Source organism: Taishania pollutisoli (assembly GCF_014518315.1).
GTDB classification, from domain to species: Bacteria; Bacteroidota; Bacteroidia; order Flavobacteriales_D; family Crocinitomicaceae; genus Taishania; species Taishania pollutisoli.
Genome location: NZ_JACVEL010000001.1, coordinates 179,019 through 195,189 on the forward strand (window position 1 = coordinate 179,019; position 16,171 = coordinate 195,189).

Sequence of the window (16,171 nt, forward strand, 5' to 3'; positions counted from 1 at the left end):
TTTGTATTATGCTTTAACGGATGCGAACTGAAACAAGTTCTTCCACAATCCAGCCAATCGTTTTAAATGTAATTCTTTTGAACCTTCTGCTGCTGCAGCTGACGGTGGTCGTGTAACACCGATCAGGTTCTTATCGCGCATGCGCATTGACATGTATTGCCATGCTCCCATGTTTTCAGGTTCTTCTTGTGCCCAAACGATGCGTTTGTTGTTTTTGTACTTTTTCAATACCGCATCAATTTGTTTTTCCGGGAACGGGTATAATTGTTCTACACGGACAAACGCCATGTTGTCTACTCCCATTTCAGCAGCTTTTTCAGATGCTTCGTAATAGAATTTACCGGAACACAATACAACCGTATCAATGTTGGCTGCTTTTGCATTCGGATCGTCAATGACTTCCTGGAAGCTTCCTTTTGCCATTTCATCCAGTGAAGAAACAGCGCTTGGGTAACGCAACAACATTTTCGGAGAAAACACCACCAACGGTTTTCTGAACGAACGTTTCAATTGTCTGCGCAATAAGTGGAAATGATTCGCAGGAGTGGATGTATTCACCACCTGGATGTTCAAATCTGCTGCTTGCTGCAGGAAACGCTCCATGCGACCTGAAGAGTGTTCAGCTCCTTGTCCTTCGTATCCGTGTGGCAACAACATCACCAATCCGCTTTGTGTTGACCACTTGTCTTCTCCGGCAGTAATAAACTGGTCGACCATAATCTGTGCTCCGTTGAAGAAGTCACCGAACTGCGCTTCCCAGATCGTCAGTGCATTCGGAGTTGCCATCGAATATCCGTATTCAAATCCTAAGACTGCATATTCAGAAAGGAATGAGTTGTAAATGTAAAATGGCGCTTGTTGCTCGTTCAATAAATTCAATGTGATCACTTCTTCCTCATTGTCTTCTGTTTTTACAACAGCATGACGGTGGGAGAATGTTCCACGCTCTACATCCTGCCCGGAAACACGCACCGGGTGTCCTTCATCCAGCAATGTAGCATACGCCAACATTTCCGCGCTTCCCCAGTCCAACTGATCTGATTCAATTGCCTCCAATCGGTCATTGAAGATTTTCTGGATCTTTCTGAAATATTTTTTTCCTTCCGGAAGTGTCGCCAGTTTACGACCCAATTCCAACAATTTTTTCTTTGCGACTCCTGTTTCGGGAGAAGATTCAAAATCTTCGCGTCTCGCACGCCCTAAGCCTTCCCATTCGTCTTTCATGAAATCGAACACCGTTGCTTTGGTCTGCTTCGCAGACTCATCGTATTCCGCATCCAGAAACTCCTGGTATCCGGCGATCAGCTTATCGGCATCTTCTTTTGTAATGATTCCTTCCGGCATCAAACGATCCAGGTACAATTCACTTGGATTTTTATGCTTCGCAATGATGTTGTACAAATTCGGTTGTGTAAATTTCGGTTCGTCTCCTTCATTGTGTCCGTATTTACGGTATCCCAACAAGTCAATGAAAATATCCGACTCAAATTCCTGACGGTATGCCACAGCGATTTCAATTGCCTGTATAACAGCTTCCACATCATCTGCATTCACATGGAATACAGGAGAAAGTGTTGTTTTGGCAACATCTGTACAGTACGTGGATGAACGCCCGTCCAGGTAATTGGTTGTAAATCCAACCTGGTTATTTGTTACAATGTGGATGGTTCCACCTGTTTTGTATCCGTCCAATGCAGCCATCTGAATTGTTTCATAAACAACTCCTTGTCCTGCAATTGCCGCATCCCCGTGAATCAATACCGGACATACCTTTCTCAGGTCGCCAGCATATTTTTCATCCAGTTTTGCTCTTGAAATTCCTTCAACAACCGGGTTTACTGCTTCCAGATGCGATGGATTCGGCGAAAGTGTCAGGTTCACTTTTTTCCCGTTTCTCTCTACAAAAGATGTATATCCCTGATGGTATTTTACGTCTCCGTCAAATTCTTCGTTGAAGTCAAATTCTTTTCCTTCAAACTCTGCAAAAATATCTTTCGGACGTTTTTCGAAAATATTCGCCAATGTATTCAAACGTCCGCGGTGCGCCATTCCCATAACGAAATGTTGAACCCCCAGATCTGTCCCTTTTTTGATCAACACATCCAATGCGGGAATCAATGATTCCAATCCTTCCACGGAAAAACGCTTCTGACCGACAAACTTCTTTCCTAAGAAATTCTCGAAACCGGAAGCCTGCACCAGTTTTTTATAGATCTCAACTTTTTGTTCTTTTGTATATGTCGGACGGTTTGTAAGTTCAATGGCATTCAACATCCATTTGATCATGTGCGGTTCGCGCATGTACATGAATTCAATCCCGATTGACTGACAATAGGTTTTCTTCAAATGATCAATGATTGCTCTCAGCGTAGCTGCTCCGAGTCCGATTTCTTCACCCGCTTTAAAAACGGTATCCAGGTCGCTTTCCTCCAACCCGAAGTTAACCAAATCAAGTGTCGGTTGGTGATTACGGCGTTCGCGTACAGGATTTGTCCGTGTAAACAAATGCCCGCGTGTACGGTAACCGTTAATGAGGTTTAATACCTTTAGTTCTTTTTGAAAATTTTCTGGAACTTCGTTGTCTGAATCGTAGTTAGTCTTGGAAAATTCAAATCCTTCAAAGAATCGTTTCCAACCTATATCAACACTTTCAGGGTCTTGTTGATACATTTTGTACAGATGATCAATTGCATTTACATCTGCATTCCCAACGTATGAAATCTTATCCATGTCTATGTGCGCATTTTTTGGAACGACAAAGTTAGACATATTAATCGATTGGAGTCTTATAAAAAAGGATAAATATTTTGAAGATTTCCACCAAAATGTTATAATTCAATACCAACTTCTTCTTTTTCGTTAATTAATTACGTAAAAAACAAAAAAGGCCGGATTTCTCCGACCTCCCGGTTTATTTTTGGTTTCACTTACGTTCGTTCATAGGGGATGATCTCCCCGTTTTTAATGATGTACATCTGCCGGTTAAAGGTAAACACCTTCCCTTCTACTAATTTGGACAAATCAATCAGATCCTGTTCCATCGAATGAACAGAGCCTCCTGTTTTCCTGGCCAGGTTCAGGTACTGTGAATTTGCAAACAGGTGTGTACCACACAACACTACCCGAACCGGTTTTTTTACATTGGAAATGAGTCCGGCATCCCGTATCGGGGCATAATTGTCCGCGATAAAAATTATTTCTTTTGAATCCGGATACAATTCCTGAGCCTTCAGGATCGCCTCCACTGCATTTTCCTGCATATCCCCTCCGAACCCCATAGAAGTTGTCAGTTGCAACAGCTCCACGAAATCGCGGTAGTTATCGGTTGATTTTGTATAAATACCGCCTGTCTTTCCGGGCACTTTCAGTTCATTTTTCAAATTATCCCCGTCATTGAACAAAACCAGGTTTGTCACTTCCTTGTGATTCAGTTTATAGAGAAACCAGAGTGCGAGCTGACTGATATAGGGAGACATACTTCCGGTCACATCAGCAACAACAGTTGCGTTTTTCCATTGCTTGTTCCTTCTGAACACTGCTGTAACAGTCGTATCCCTGAATTGCTTCAATTGCTCTGCTTTAGCCGGAACAGAATCGCTTTTAGGTAAAATTGAGTCATAAAATACCTGATCTGTTTCCCGTACTTTTTCTGTTTGACCTTTTTTATAGTGAATCACAACACCGTGAAACAATGTTTTTGCTTCTGCTTCACTTCCACAATCCATTTGCCGGATCAATTTCCAGGCTACATTTCTATCAATCACCAGGTCTTTTCTTGCTTCAAGTGCCTTTAGAATACGTTGTTTATTCAGGTTGTTCAAGTCCACTCCTTTCGGATAATCCGTATAAACAATATCCACCTGAAAAACGGTCGCTTCTTTTAAATTCGCCTTGTCCATCATGGAGACAACCGCCGCTTCTCCGAAGGACATATTGATCACAATCGCATCCAGGTAACCTGCATCCAGCCGGTACCTTTTCTTTTTAACTTCCTGTTGGTTTAAAATAGTTTCCACCGTTCGTTTTTGACCGGTAACAACCAGTGGCAAAACGACCAATAATAAGAGAGCAACAAATGAATGCATAGGTCCGTGATTTAACCAGATAATGTGCACACTGAAAAAAGTAACAATCCTCCATGAATTTTATAGGGCGAACGGCAACTTTTCATTAGCTTTGCATCCTGAAAATCCAGCTGAATATGATGACAAAATACCGATATCACATCCTGATGCACGTCATCATCTTTGTTTGGGGATTCACCGGAATTCTGGGAAAACTGATCGATCTTTCTCCGGAAGTAATTGTCTGGTACAGGGTCATTATTGCTTCCTTCGGATTGTTGTTTTTACTCCCGATATTCAAGGTTTCGTTTCGCTTACAGCGCCCCAAGGACATCTGGAAACTGATCCTGGTAGGTGTTATTACCAGTCTTCATTGGGTCACTTTCTACAAAGCTATTGATTTATCGACTGCATCACTTGGAATTTTGTGCCTTTCTACCACAACGTTACATGTCACCTGGTTAGAACCACTCATCATGAAGCGCAAATTTTCCTGGATTGAATTCTTATTGGGACTTATCGTCATCTATGGAATCTATTTTGTTTCATCTGACTTTAGTGCCAATGAATATGAAGCACTCGCCTATGGATTAACGGCAGCTTTTCTTGCTGCACTTTTCTCAGTATCCAATGCAAAACTGGCAAAAACGATCCCCTCCCCACAAATTACATTCTATGAAATGCTCACCGGAATTGCATTTCTAACTGTAATTATGTATACCAGTGGGCAACTCACCTGGGAATCTGTCAGCATGACACAATCGGACTTCTGGTGGCTGCTTTTCCTGGGAATTGTTTGCACCAGTCTGGCGTTTGTATTGATGATTGATGTCGTAAAGCGATTGGGGGCCTTTACCGTTTCCCTGAGCATCAACCTGGAGCCGGTTTACACCATTCTGTTAGCCATCGTGTTATTACAAGAATACAAGGTTTTAGGTCCTAATTTCTATGTTGGCTCACTGTTGATCATACTGGTTGTTATTGCCAATTCCGTCATTAAAGCAAAATACAGTCAGAAAGTGAGATAATTTGTTTATCTTGCAGTGTGTTTTTTCTGTGTAATGTGCTTGTAGAATGTGTTTTTTTACTAATATTACACCGAAAATGAAACTATAAACCAGAATATTCTTCTATGAAAACAAAAAACTTCATCGTTCCCCATGATTTTTCAAATGTTGCAGACACTGCATTGGAACACGCTATCGCTACCGCAAAACATGTAAACGCTGAAATCAATGTGCTTCATGTAGTCGCAAAAGGAAAAGATTTAAAAGAAGCTGAACAACAGCTAACCAATGTCTTAGCAAAATTTGATTCTTCTGTGAAGCTGATTCCGAATGTTCGGATCGGAAGTATTTTTGAAGACATCGGAGATTTTGCGGCGGAGAAACATGCTGAATTGATTTTCATGGGAACACACGGCATTCAGGGATGGCAACACATCACGGGAAGTAATGCATTGAAAGTAATTAACAGTTCTTCCGTACCGTTTATTATTGTACAGGAAAAAAGTCCGAAAGATTCCGGGTACGACGACATTATCGTCCCACTGGATCTCAATAAAGAAACCAAGCAAAAACTGGCTGTCGTTGCTGAGATTGCAACATATTTCAAGTCACGGGTACACGTAATAACTCCGGATGAGTCAGACGAATTTTTGAAAAAACAGGTAAAAGCAAACATTCTTTTTGCAAGCAAATTCTTCAGTGAGCGCGGAATTGATGTAACAACAACCGTAGCTCCAAGTCATAACTTTGATAATGAAATTGTGAAACATGCGGTAGCAGTAGGCGGAGACCTGATTGCATTTATGAACCTGAATAAAAACAACTTACTTGGTGTGTTGACTGCAAATCACGAGGTGGCATTGTTAAACAATGAGGCTCAGATCCCGACATTGATCATGAACCCGATTGAAGGAATTTCTTCGTTAGCTGTTGACTTTAACGGTTAAGGGGTTAAACATATTCAAACAGGAAAGCGCACACAGATGCGCTTTTTTTTGTTATATTCGCCCTCGTAAAAATCATTTACTATCAACAAATTTATTATGAAAAAATCCCTTCTTGCACTTGTTCTATGTGCATCGCAAGTTCTTTTTGGTCAGCTGAACACTTCCACAGATTTTACTTATACGGTAAGCAATCCGTATAAAGTAGTTGACGGATCCAAATATTACTTTTCTAAAGACAATGAAATCTTGTCTGTTAAATACGGTAGAGGCGTCTTTACATTTCAGAAGTTCGGAGGAAACAAGATGAATGAAATCAAGCGGGTAGAAGTAGATAAGACATCAGGATTCACTACTGAATCGTATGAAGAAATCAACGGTAAATTTTATTTCTTTTATTCCGTATGGGACAAAGAAGCTACTACCGAACAATTATTTGTAAGAGAAATTGACTTTGACGGTTGTAAATTTATCGGAGAAGGAAAACGATTGATCAAAGTGAATGGAAAAGTAACCGGTGGATTCAATGCCGGGTCTCTCTTCGGCTTCGGTGCTTCATCCGGTGGTGGTAAATTTCACTTCACTAAATCGTATGATGATAAAAAAATGATCATCCAGTACCGAAAGTATCCTGAAAGTAAGAATGACAATGTCAATAAAGATGTCATCGGTATGCATGTATACGATTTTGAAATGAATGAAGTATGGTCGGGAGACATTCGAATGCCGTATACAGAAAAACGCATGAACAACCTGTCCTACTCTGTCGATTCAGATGGAAATACGTACATTCTTTCTGAAATTTTTAACGATGATTTGAGGAAAAGATACACCAAAGAAGGTGAGCCGAATTACAGCCTGGAGTTGATTAAGATCAGTCCGGACGAAACCATGACACACACTCCGATCAAAATCGGTGATAAATTTACTGATGACGTTGATTTCTTCGAAGGTAAAAATGGTGAGCTTGTGGTTGCCGGATTTTACGGAAACAGTAAAAAAGGTGGAATCGACGGTTTCTTCCTTTCAAAACTTCAGGGAGACAACATCGCGGATGTTAAATATTACGAAGTACCTGTAGATGTAATGAAAATGTACCTTTCAGATCGCGCACAGGAAAAAATGGAAAAGAAAGATGCTACACAGGACTTAAAAATGACCAACATGTTACTCCGTGAAATTACGTATGGTGAAGATGGAGGAATTACCATTTATGGTGAAAAACATTATGTTGTTTCAAGTTATAATCCACAGACAAAAACAACAACATACACCTATTACTACCAGGAAATCATCGGTGCCGGAATCAGTGCTGACGGAGATCTGAGATGGATGAAAAAATTCCCGAAAAATCAAGTCGGGGGAAGTGCACGTGGTGGTATGGGATATTACCTCATCACTTCCGGAGAAACAGACTATCTCCTGTTCCTTGACAACATCAACAACATTCAATTACCAATGAATCAATTCCCGAAAGCACATCGCGATGGGAAAGGAGGGATTTTTACCGGATTTAAGGTTGACCGGGAAACCGGAGAAACGGAAAAAATTTCGTTGTTTGACACCCGGGACGCTAAGGGCATTGAATTGTTTCAGTTTAACACAGGTAGAATCGTAAAAGTAAACGACAAGACATTCTCAGTAGAGTGCTACAAGAAAGGAAAAGAGGATGTAATGGTAACAATCATTATGGATTAGTTCTCTACGTAAAATATTAGTAATTTTAAACCCGTTGTATTATGACACAACGGGTTTTTTGTTTCATTTTGTCCTGTGAAAAAATTAATTGTCATATTGCTGTTTGTATGGGGGAAAAGTTTTGGTCAAAACACCATTTCCACCTCCTTCAATTATACAAAGACCGATTTTTTTCATGGCATTGAATATGGTAGGGATGTATATACCTGTTCATTTTTTGCCGGCTTCGAATATGGCGTCAATCGAACGGTGTTTCAATCTCGCTTTTTCCCAAAGGCGAAAGGCGGCGTTTATTACCGTGCATTAAATAAGGAAAAATTCAACCTCGGACCTGTTATTCAATACAGCTATGCATACCTCCGATACAGTAAAATTCCCGATGGAACTGTCAGTTATCATGAATTAAACGGTGGGCTCAGATGGAGATACGGGCAACACTGGCAAATCGGACAAACACTACTTATCGGCGGATTGTGGGAACGTGGCAGAAGTACCATTTATCAGCAGCCAGTAACATCCGGCACATTGGGATTCACCCTGCAAATTGATTGCATCTATGCGTTTTAGTCTCTTCATCATAACAGTATTCCTGTTTTCCTGCAACAAGCAGGACGTACATCCTGTTGAAATCATCGGACATGCGGGAAACGGCTTGAAAAATCCGTCTTCTATTTATCATGCCAATAGCCTTGAAGCAGTTGAACTGGCACTGGGAACAGCAGGGGTTTTAGGCGTTGAAATTGATCTTCAACTATCTGCGGACAACGAATTGTGGTTGCTCCATGACCGGAAATTAGAAACCGAAACAACCGGATCTGGCTGTATCTCAGAAGCAACATTCGAAACACTCAAGAAAGTGCGGTTCAAAACGGTCAACAAAGAACGACTCGTACGGCTATCGGACCTCAACTTCGGGCTGTATTCCGGAAAAACACTCTACCTGGACATCCGGCATTACAATGGGTGTACCGAAGCCTTGATTGATCAGAGTCGAATCATTGATGCGCTACATCCCATCATTGAAGCGTGGGGAACGGTTCATTTTATAGTAACAACCAACCACAAACCATGGTTGAACGGGTTTGCAGCACAAGGCTGGACCGTTTATTCAGATATCGAATCGATGTCCGAATTCCAGGAGCTTCAGCATTACAACCTGAATTTCCACGGAATCATGATTCGCAACTCCGCGGCCGGGAAAGATGATGTGACACGCATACAATCTGAGAATAAAAAAGTAATTTTGTTTGACATCCGTGCACCAAAACCTATTCGTCAGGCGCTGAAAAAGCATCCGGAAGGAATACTTGTTGACGACATCAAGGCTGCACTGATTGAAAAATCATCGTAAAATATGCATCGTTATGGGAAAAAATAAGAAAGAACGAATCAATGTGGTATATTCTACCAATCCGGATTTCGGATATGAATTTGAATCAGAAGAAACAGCTGAAACACTTCCTAAAAATCAACAGAAGCTGTATGTTTCCATCGATAAGAAATCACGGGGAGGCAAAGAAGTAACCCTGATTGAAGGGTTTATCGGAACGGAAGATGATTTAAAAGAATTAGGCAAATTACTCAAAACCAAATGCGGAGTCGGTGGCAGTGTAAAAGACGGTGAAATTCTCGTTCAGGGAAATTTCCGGGATAAAATCATTGCGATTCTGGAATCAGAGGGATACCAGACAAAGCGAAAAGGAGGGTAAGGGGGCGTGGAGAGTGATTAGTTAAAAGTGGAGAGTAATAAGTATAGGGGTTTAATTATCAGTTATCAATGAGTTAATTATCAATTTTTAATCCCAAAAACAGAAATCCATACGTTTGATAGTGGAAAGTGAGCTGTTATTTTTGGTAAGGCCATTTATAGTTATCATATCAACAAGTCCTATCGTCAATTCATCAATCAGTCATACTGTCAACAAGTCAATTCATCAATCATTCATAACACCATATAGTGATTAGTGGAAGTGAGAAGCTAAAAGTGGAGAGTAATAAGTATAGGGGTTTAATTATCAGTTATCAATGAGTTAATTATCAATTTTTAATCCCAAAAACAGAAATCCATACGTTTGATAGTGGAAAGTGAGCTGTTATTTTTGGTAAGGCCATTTATAGTTATCATATCAACAAGTCCTATCGTCAATTCATCAATCAGTCATACTGTCAACAAGTCAATTCATCAATCATTCATAACACCATATAGTGATTAGTGGAAGTGAGAAGCTAAAAGTGGAGAGTAATAAGTGTAGGGGTTTAATTATCAGTTATCAATGAGTTAATTATCAATTTTTAATCCCAAAAACAGAAATCCATACATTTGATAATTGACAACTAATCATTCATAATTCAAAAATTCAGCACTCAAAATTCACAAAAAACTTTCATAATCTCCTATTTTTAATTATCTTAAGGTATAATTTAACCGAAAAACATACCTTTTATGTTAGTAAAAACCTATAGCAGTTCCGTGATTGGAATTGATGCGACAACCATTACCATTGAAGTAAATTTAGGGCAGGGAATTAATTTTTTTCTAGTCGGACTCCCGGACTCTTCTGTGAAAGAAAGTCACCTGCGAATCAAAGCGGCACTTGCCAACAACAACCTCAAATTCCCCCAACGGGAAGTCACCATCAATATGGCACCGGCAGATATCCGGAAAGAAGGAACGGTCTTCGACCTGCCGATTGCGGTCGGAATACTTGCTGTAAGCGAGCAAATCAACCCGGAACAATTGCATTCATTTCAACTGATGGGAGAATTATCCCTCGATGGCAATCTACAACCTGTAAAAGGTGTTCTTCCAATGGTACTACAGGCTAAAAAAGAAGGATTTCAGTCCATCATATTGCCGGAGGAAAATGCGCAGGAAGCCGCAGTTGTTGACGGATTAAGAATTTACGGAATGAAATCACTCCGGGAAGTTGTTGATTTTTTTAATGGTACAGCAACCGTTGAACCGACCCAAATTGACATGGAAAAGACCTTTACCAATATGCTGGACGAATTTGAGGTGGATTTTAAAGATGTAAAAGGACAGCATAAAATTAAACGTGCATTTGAAATCGCCGCTTCCGGGGGACACAATGTCGTTCTGATCGGTCCTCCGGGAGCGGGAAAATCTATGCTGGCCAAGCGACTTCCCACTATTCTACCTCCCATGAGTCTGGAGGAAGCACTGGAAACAACCAAAATACATAGTGTTGCAGGAAAAATTAAAGAGGCAAAAGGATTAATCACACAACGCCCTTTCCGAAAACCACATCATTCAATTTCCGACACTGCACTGGTCGGAGGAGGAAGCTTCCCGCAACCCGGAGAATTCTCACTGGCACACAACGGTGTTCTTTTCCTGGATGAACTTCCGGAATTTAAACGATCCGCACTGGAAGTCATGCGGCAGCCATTAGAAGACCGGGTTGTCACCATTTCAAGAGCCCGTTACACCATTGATTTTCCCGCAGGCGTAATGCTGGTTGGAGCTATGAATCCCTGTCCCTGCGGATATTTCAACCACCCTGAAAAAGAATGCTCCTGCAATCAGGGAACCGTCCGGCATTACCTGAACAAAATCTCCGGCCCCTTACTCGACCGGATTGATCTGCACATTGAAGTAACGCCTGTTTCCTTTGACGAACTGGCCATGGAACAAGACGGAGAACAGAGTAAAAGCATCCGGGAACGTGTTGTCAACGCCCGGTTATTTCAGCAAGGGCGCTTTTCAACAGACAAGGGGATTTATTGCAACGCCCAAATGGAAAGCAAACAAATAAAAGAGCATTGCAAACTCTCGGAAGAAAGCAAAAACATACTCAAACATGCCATGGACCGGCTCGGACTTTCCGCCAGGGCTTACGACCGGATTCTGAAAGTCTCCAGAACCATTGCCGATCTCGAACGCTGCACAACAATCGAAACACGTCACATTGCTGAAGCTATTCAGTACAGGAACCTCGATCGAATGAACTGGGGAAGTTAAAAATTCATTTATTTTTCTGACCTTTGTACAAAGTTTTGAGATGTTAGTCGAGATTAGCGATAAATTAGTATCCACCCAATTGTTTGAGCAAAAATTTGTATGTGACCTGAATGCGTGCAAAGGTGCCTGCTGTGTGGAAGGAGATGCGGGGGCTCCGCTCACGTATGAAGAAGTAGACCAGATGGAAGAAGACCTGGAAAATTACCTCCCGTACATGCGCCCCGAAGGAATTGAAGCAGTCAACAAGACCGGTGTGTTTTACATGGACCAGGATGGTGAACCGGTAACAACATTGATCAACGGCGGAGCATGTGCATTTGTTTATTTCGATGAAAACGGCATTACAAAATGTGCAATCGAGAAAGCCTACCTGGAAGGAAAAACAACTTTTAAGAAACCAATCTCGTGCCACCTGTACCCGATCCGGGTAAAGAAATTCAATGATTTTACAGCCCTTAACTATGACGAATGGCCTATTTGTGCACCTGCATGTGATTGCGGAAACAAACTGGATGTATCGGTCTATCGCTTCCTGAAAGAACCAATCATTCGCGCCTGGGGCGTTCCCTTTTATGAAGAATTGTGTAAAGTAGATGAAGAATGGAAAAAGTCCATGAATGAGCAAGAATAAAAAGTCTGTTTCGGGTTGATTCATTGTTCACGTTAAACATTATATTTGCCAAAACACAGAAAAAGTGATCGCATACATCATCTTTATCTTTCTAATTATCACTGCCATACTGCGCTACGTGCCGGGACTAAGGATACCTCACTCCTCTCCGTGGTTACTGCCTGCAGGATTCGTGATTAAAGTAGCTGTCGGGATGTTTTTTCTCTACATCTATTCCTATCACTATGGAGTTGGTGAACTAACCGCAGATCCCAGTGCATTCATGGTGGAAAGTAAGATTTTGAATGCTACTTTTTATGAATCTCCGGGTGCTTACCTTCGTTTTCTAACCGGCCTGGACAACAAAGCGTTGGTTGCTCAATACCTGAGTGAAACAACCCAATGGGACGCAGGCAGTAGCAAATGGTTCAATGATACGCGGAATTTATTGCGGTTGCATTCACTGATTCACTTTATCTCATTTAACCAAACAGCAATTCATCTGTTTGTCGTTTCCTTCATCTCTCTTTTAGGACTGCGTTTTATTACACTGGCTATCATTCCGTATACCCAATTGAAAACAACGGTTGTTTTTTTAGCGCTGCTGCTAATGCCCAACGCCCTGTTCTGGTCATCAGGATTGTTAAAAGAGCCACTTATTTACTTCTCTATCGGGTTGTTTATTTATTCCATTTTAAGCATCACTTCCCTGGTGAAAAAGGTACTGCTTATCGCTCTTTCAATTCTATGCCTGGTTGGGATAAAGCCGTACATTTTCCTTTGCATTATTCCTGCAGTTCTCATTTTCGTACTCTTTTATTACCTGAAACAAACCCGAACAGCACTCATTATCACCATTGTTTTAATCGCCGGATCGCTTGTTTCGTTGCTAACTACTCCCCTTCAACCAGTCGTAAAAAAACTGTCCGACCAGCAATTTGATTTTATCAATATCGGAAAAGGTGGAGTTTTTGCCCGCGCAGATACCTGCATCTACATCATCGCAGGTGAAGATATGCCACATGTGATCGTCAACCAGGTTGATTCAACCGTTATTCTGACAAAAGAAATCGTGGGTGATTACATTCTTCCCAATGCAAAAAAAGATAAAAAACGCTGCATTATTCAACCCAACGAGATTCCCTGGAAAATGTATTACGATGGTGAATTCAGTGGCAGCTACATTGAAATCACCCCGATAGAAGAATCGGGGATCCAGCTCCTGAAAAATATTCCGGAAGCAGTACAAAACGTAACGATTCGACCATATCCGGGAGACCCTCCCGCTTCTGTTTTTAAATACTTCTCACTCATCGACGGATGGGGGTTGTGCCTTTTATTTATCCTGACATTCTTCTTCTTCCGGCGGAAAATCAACCGGAAAGAATTAAGCCTTATTGCCGCTTTGGTTGTATTTTCGTTCATACTGACTTTGCTCATCGGTTGGACAACCCCGGTTCTGGGTGCCATCATACGATACAAAGTCCCGGTTCAATTAGCCATGATGTTGGCAACGTTAATAATATTCAATCCAAAACGATTAAAAAATGGATAATTATGTTTTTATAACAGGGGCAACCTCCGGGTTTGGAGAAGCCTGCGCCAGAAAATTCAGCTCCGAAGGATACAACCTGATCATCACGGGAAGAAGAGAACAGCGACTGACACAACTTCAGGATGAATTAAGAAAAGACGGAACGAATATCATTTCCCTCTGTTTTGATGTGAGAAACCTGTCCGAAGTGGAACAAGCCGTTTCATCGCTTCCGGAAGAAGTTAAAAACAAGATTTCTATTTTGATCAACAACGCAGGACTGGCTGTCGGAAGGGAGCCGATAGACCAGGGAAACATTGATGATTGGGAGCGAATGATCGATACCAATATCAAAGGCTTGTTGTATGTTTCAAAAAGCATCATTCCTTTTCTCAAAAACAATCAGAAAGGGCATATTTTCAACATCGGCAGTATTGCGGGAAAAGAAGTTTACCCGATGGGAAATGTTTACTGCGGTACAAAACATGCTGTTGATGCACTTTCGAGAGCCATGCGCATCGACCTGGTAGATTACAACATTAAAGTAACCAACATTGCCCCGGGAGCAGCAGAAACGGAATTTTCACTGGTTCGCTTCAAAGGAGATCAACACAAGGCAGACGCCACATACGATGGATTCGAACCGCTTGTTGCAGCTGATATTGCCGACACCATTTATTTTGTTGCTACCCGCCCGCAACATGTCACAATCAATGACCTGACAATTATGCCCACCGCACAGGCAAGCGCAACGGTCTTCCACAAGGAATAACCGACTTTTCTTCCAAATAAAATAGGAAACACAGCGTTTATCTTAATTATATGAATTAAAATTGATTCCGTATGAAGTCACCTTCTTTTGCAGTATTACTCCTCCTGACACTCCTTTTCTCCTGTGAAAAGAGCGGTAAAAACAATGCGACGATTATCCGAAACTGTACAGGTACGTATCTTCGTATCAGTGACAAAGAATATAAAGTCTGTAACCACCAAAAGCTGGCAGGATACAATCATGGAATTTCTGTAACAGCGACCTACAAACACCTGAAAAAATGTGACGACACAGCCATGTATTGTATGATGGCTTATCCGAATGACGGGTTGATCAAAGTCATCAGCATTAAATAGATCCGAAAGTAACTACCTGAGAGACGCGGCTTCTTTTTTCATTGCTCATAAACACAAAAATATACAGCCCGATAAACAACAGGTTACCAATTCCCAGCATTCCTTTTATGTACATAAAATCTGAAATGTGGCTCCCCAAAAGATCATTCGAATTGAGCGAAAACAATCCGAACCCCAACACAAAAACACTCCATGCAACAACAGATCTTCGGGTAATCAATTCGTAAATCAAAAATAGAATAAGCGGGACAGACAGTAAAAAATGTTGCGTATCCGTTACAAAGAAATTGGGTACAAACGCCATGAACACAACCATCCATCGAAACAATTGTCGTTGATGATTATGCTTGCTCACATCTACCAACATCAGCAACAATAATACTGAAAGAAATATCAATGACGGTCCCCATTCGGAAGAAACACCAAAATAAGTCAGCGCCAAAAACCGTAACGAATTATAACCGACAATGTACTCTCCATGCCCGGAAACAGCAGTCAACCAATCACTCCATAATTTGATCCCGGCATCCCACCCCAAATGCACCAGTGGGAACAGAAAAAAGAAAATACCACACAACCCGCTATAAAAAACATACTTCCATTGACGAAAGAACAACAACGGGAAAAGTGCCACAATGGTAATCGGTTTTATAATGATCATCAGACTCCAGCTAATAACGGTATACCACACAGTAGTCGATTTCAGGTGTGACAATCCGTAGACAAACAACCCCAAAAGGATCAGATTCACATTCCCCATGTGAAATTCACGTACCAGGTGGATCGTGACGCTGAAAAATCCAAGGTATAACACCCATGCATAATTTCTGCGTATTCCAAGCATTTCCCGGATCATTGCAGCGAGTACCGGTATGGAATACAGCAAGGCAAAAGACGACAATACCAGGTGAACGATCTTTGCCACAGGGAAGGGCAACCAGAAATTATACCCGAATAAATAAAGCGTAAAAGGCGGGTACTTGAAATACCCTGTATCCAATCCGTAATTGGTCACATACGGATCATTTCCGTTAAAAAAATCTTGCACAGCACCGTAGTAGACAACGAAATCATTTGTCCACAGCTTACCATTTACGGTTTCTACAGTGAGAAAAAGCCCCAGGAATAAACAGATGAATACATAAAATAACAGCTGAAACCGTTCTATCTTAAGCTTCGGGATATTCATCTCAGTATGTTATTC

14 protein-coding genes are annotated in these 16,171 nt (G+C 41.3%); 11 read left to right on the top strand and 3 right to left on the bottom strand.

Features of this window, described 5'->3' with window-relative positions:
* Positions 1 to 6 precede the first annotated feature (6 nt).
* Both H9Y05_RS00730 and H9Y05_RS00735 read right to left on the bottom strand, forming a co-directional pair.
* Positions 7 to 2,769 (bottom strand): 2-oxoglutarate dehydrogenase E1 component, encoded by a 2,763-nt coding sequence (locus H9Y05_RS00730; protein ID WP_235992061.1) that lies wholly within the window; start codon positions 2,767 to 2,769, stop codon positions 7 to 9.
* A gap of 158 nt (positions 2,770 to 2,927) precedes the next feature.
* On the bottom strand, positions 2,928 to 4,085 hold the full coding sequence (locus H9Y05_RS00735; RefSeq protein ID WP_163492246.1) for a hypothetical protein: 1,158 nt from the start codon (positions 4,083 to 4,085) through the stop codon (positions 2,928 to 2,930).
* 116 nt (positions 4,086 to 4,201) lie between these two features.
* Between H9Y05_RS00735 and H9Y05_RS00740 the strand changes: the two genes are divergently transcribed.
* The 11 genes from H9Y05_RS00740 (at position 4,202) to H9Y05_RS00790 (ending at position 14,967) form a co-directional block, all read left to right on the top strand.
* Positions 4,202 to 5,092 carry a DMT family transporter gene (locus tag H9Y05_RS00740; protein WP_163492247.1) on the top strand — a complete coding sequence of 297 codons (891 nt, stop codon included), beginning with the start codon at positions 4,202 to 4,204 and terminating at the stop codon, positions 5,090 to 5,092.
* A 104-nt stretch (positions 5,093 to 5,196) separates the two neighbouring features.
* Positions 5,197 to 6,018, top strand: coding sequence for a universal stress protein (locus tag H9Y05_RS00745; protein WP_163492248.1), 822 nt, complete (start codon positions 5,197 to 5,199; stop codon positions 6,016 to 6,018).
* Positions 6,019 to 6,114: 96 nt separating this feature from the next.
* Positions 6,115 to 7,713, top strand: coding sequence for a hypothetical protein (locus H9Y05_RS00750; RefSeq protein WP_216713234.1), 1,599 nt, complete (start codon positions 6,115 to 6,117; stop codon positions 7,711 to 7,713).
* A 75-nt stretch (positions 7,714 to 7,788) separates the two neighbouring features.
* Positions 7,789 to 8,280: a hypothetical protein gene (locus H9Y05_RS00755; RefSeq protein ID WP_163492250.1), complete on the top strand. Its 492-nt coding sequence runs from the start codon at positions 7,789 to 7,791 to the stop codon at positions 8,278 to 8,280.
* Positions 8,270 to 9,064 (top strand): glycerophosphodiester phosphodiesterase, encoded by a 795-nt coding sequence (locus H9Y05_RS00760; protein WP_163492251.1) that lies wholly within the window; start codon positions 8,270 to 8,272, stop codon positions 9,062 to 9,064. The genes H9Y05_RS00755 and H9Y05_RS00760 overlap by 11 nt, the downstream gene beginning before the upstream one ends.
* Positions 9,065 to 9,077: 13 nt before the next feature.
* Entirely contained in the window at positions 9,078 to 9,422 is a 345-nt protein-coding gene (locus tag H9Y05_RS00765; protein WP_163492252.1) for a translation initiation factor, read from the top strand.
* Positions 9,423 to 10,156: 734 nt separating this feature from the next.
* Positions 10,157 to 11,695 (top strand): YifB family Mg chelatase-like AAA ATPase, encoded by a 1,539-nt coding sequence (locus tag H9Y05_RS00770; protein WP_163492253.1) that lies wholly within the window; start codon positions 10,157 to 10,159, stop codon positions 11,693 to 11,695.
* A 40-nt stretch (positions 11,696 to 11,735) separates the two neighbouring features.
* Complete coding sequence (locus tag H9Y05_RS00775) at positions 11,736 to 12,326, top strand: DUF3109 family protein (RefSeq protein ID WP_163492254.1); 591 nt, start codon at positions 11,736 to 11,738, stop codon at positions 12,324 to 12,326.
* Positions 12,327 to 12,390: 64 nt separating this feature from the next.
* The gene (locus H9Y05_RS00780; RefSeq protein ID WP_163492255.1) at positions 12,391 to 13,860 is read left to right on the top strand and encodes a hypothetical protein; all 1,470 of its coding nucleotides are present in this window, start codon (positions 12,391 to 12,393) and stop codon (positions 13,858 to 13,860) included.
* Complete coding sequence (locus H9Y05_RS00785) at positions 13,853 to 14,611, top strand: SDR family NAD(P)-dependent oxidoreductase (RefSeq protein ID WP_163492256.1); 759 nt, start codon at positions 13,853 to 13,855, stop codon at positions 14,609 to 14,611. The genes H9Y05_RS00780 and H9Y05_RS00785 overlap by 8 nt, the downstream gene beginning before the upstream one ends.
* A 71-nt stretch (positions 14,612 to 14,682) precedes the next feature.
* Positions 14,683 to 14,967, top strand: coding sequence for a hypothetical protein (locus H9Y05_RS00790; RefSeq protein ID WP_163492257.1), 285 nt, complete (start codon positions 14,683 to 14,685; stop codon positions 14,965 to 14,967).
* Here the strand turns inward: H9Y05_RS00790 and H9Y05_RS00795 are convergent.
* A complete protein-coding gene (locus H9Y05_RS00795; protein ID WP_216713235.1) occupies positions 14,960 to 16,156 on the bottom strand; it encodes a glycosyltransferase family 87 protein in 1,197 nt (398 codons plus the stop codon). The genes H9Y05_RS00790 and H9Y05_RS00795 overlap by 8 nt on opposite strands.
* Between the last annotated feature and the right edge of the window lie 15 nt (positions 16,157 to 16,171).

Coding starts and splice junctions, on each gene's coding strand:
- H9Y05_RS00745 (WP_163492248.1), top strand. CDS start 5,197: ATGAAAACAAAAAACTTCATCGTTCCCCATGATTTTTCAAATGTTGCA.
- H9Y05_RS00750 (WP_216713234.1), top strand. CDS start 6,115: ATGAAAAAATCCCTTCTTGCACTTGTTCTATGTGCATCGCAAGTTCTT.
- H9Y05_RS00770 (WP_163492253.1), top strand. CDS start 10,157: ATGTTAGTAAAAACCTATAGCAGTTCCGTGATTGGAATTGATGCGACA.
- H9Y05_RS00785 (WP_163492256.1), top strand. CDS start 13,853: ATGGATAATTATGTTTTTATAACAGGGGCAACCTCCGGGTTTGGAGAA.
- H9Y05_RS00765 (WP_163492252.1), top strand. CDS start 9,078: ATGGGAAAAAATAAGAAAGAACGAATCAATGTGGTATATTCTACCAAT.
- H9Y05_RS00775 (WP_163492254.1), top strand. CDS start 11,736: ATGTTAGTCGAGATTAGCGATAAATTAGTATCCACCCAATTGTTTGAG.
- H9Y05_RS00740 (WP_163492247.1), top strand. CDS start 4,202: ATGATGACAAAATACCGATATCACATCCTGATGCACGTCATCATCTTT.
- H9Y05_RS00790 (WP_163492257.1), top strand. CDS start 14,683: ATGAAGTCACCTTCTTTTGCAGTATTACTCCTCCTGACACTCCTTTTC.
- H9Y05_RS00760 (WP_163492251.1), top strand. CDS start 8,270: ATGCGTTTTAGTCTCTTCATCATAACAGTATTCCTGTTTTCCTGCAAC.
- H9Y05_RS00795 (WP_216713235.1), bottom strand. CDS start 16,156: ATGAATATCCCGAAGCTTAAGATAGAACGGTTTCAGCTGTTATTTTAT.
- H9Y05_RS00735 (WP_163492246.1), bottom strand. CDS start 4,085: ATGCATTCATTTGTTGCTCTCTTATTATTGGTCGTTTTGCCACTGGTT.
- H9Y05_RS00730 (WP_235992061.1), bottom strand. CDS start 2,769: ATGTCTAACTTTGTCGTTCCAAAAAATGCGCACATAGACATGGATAAG.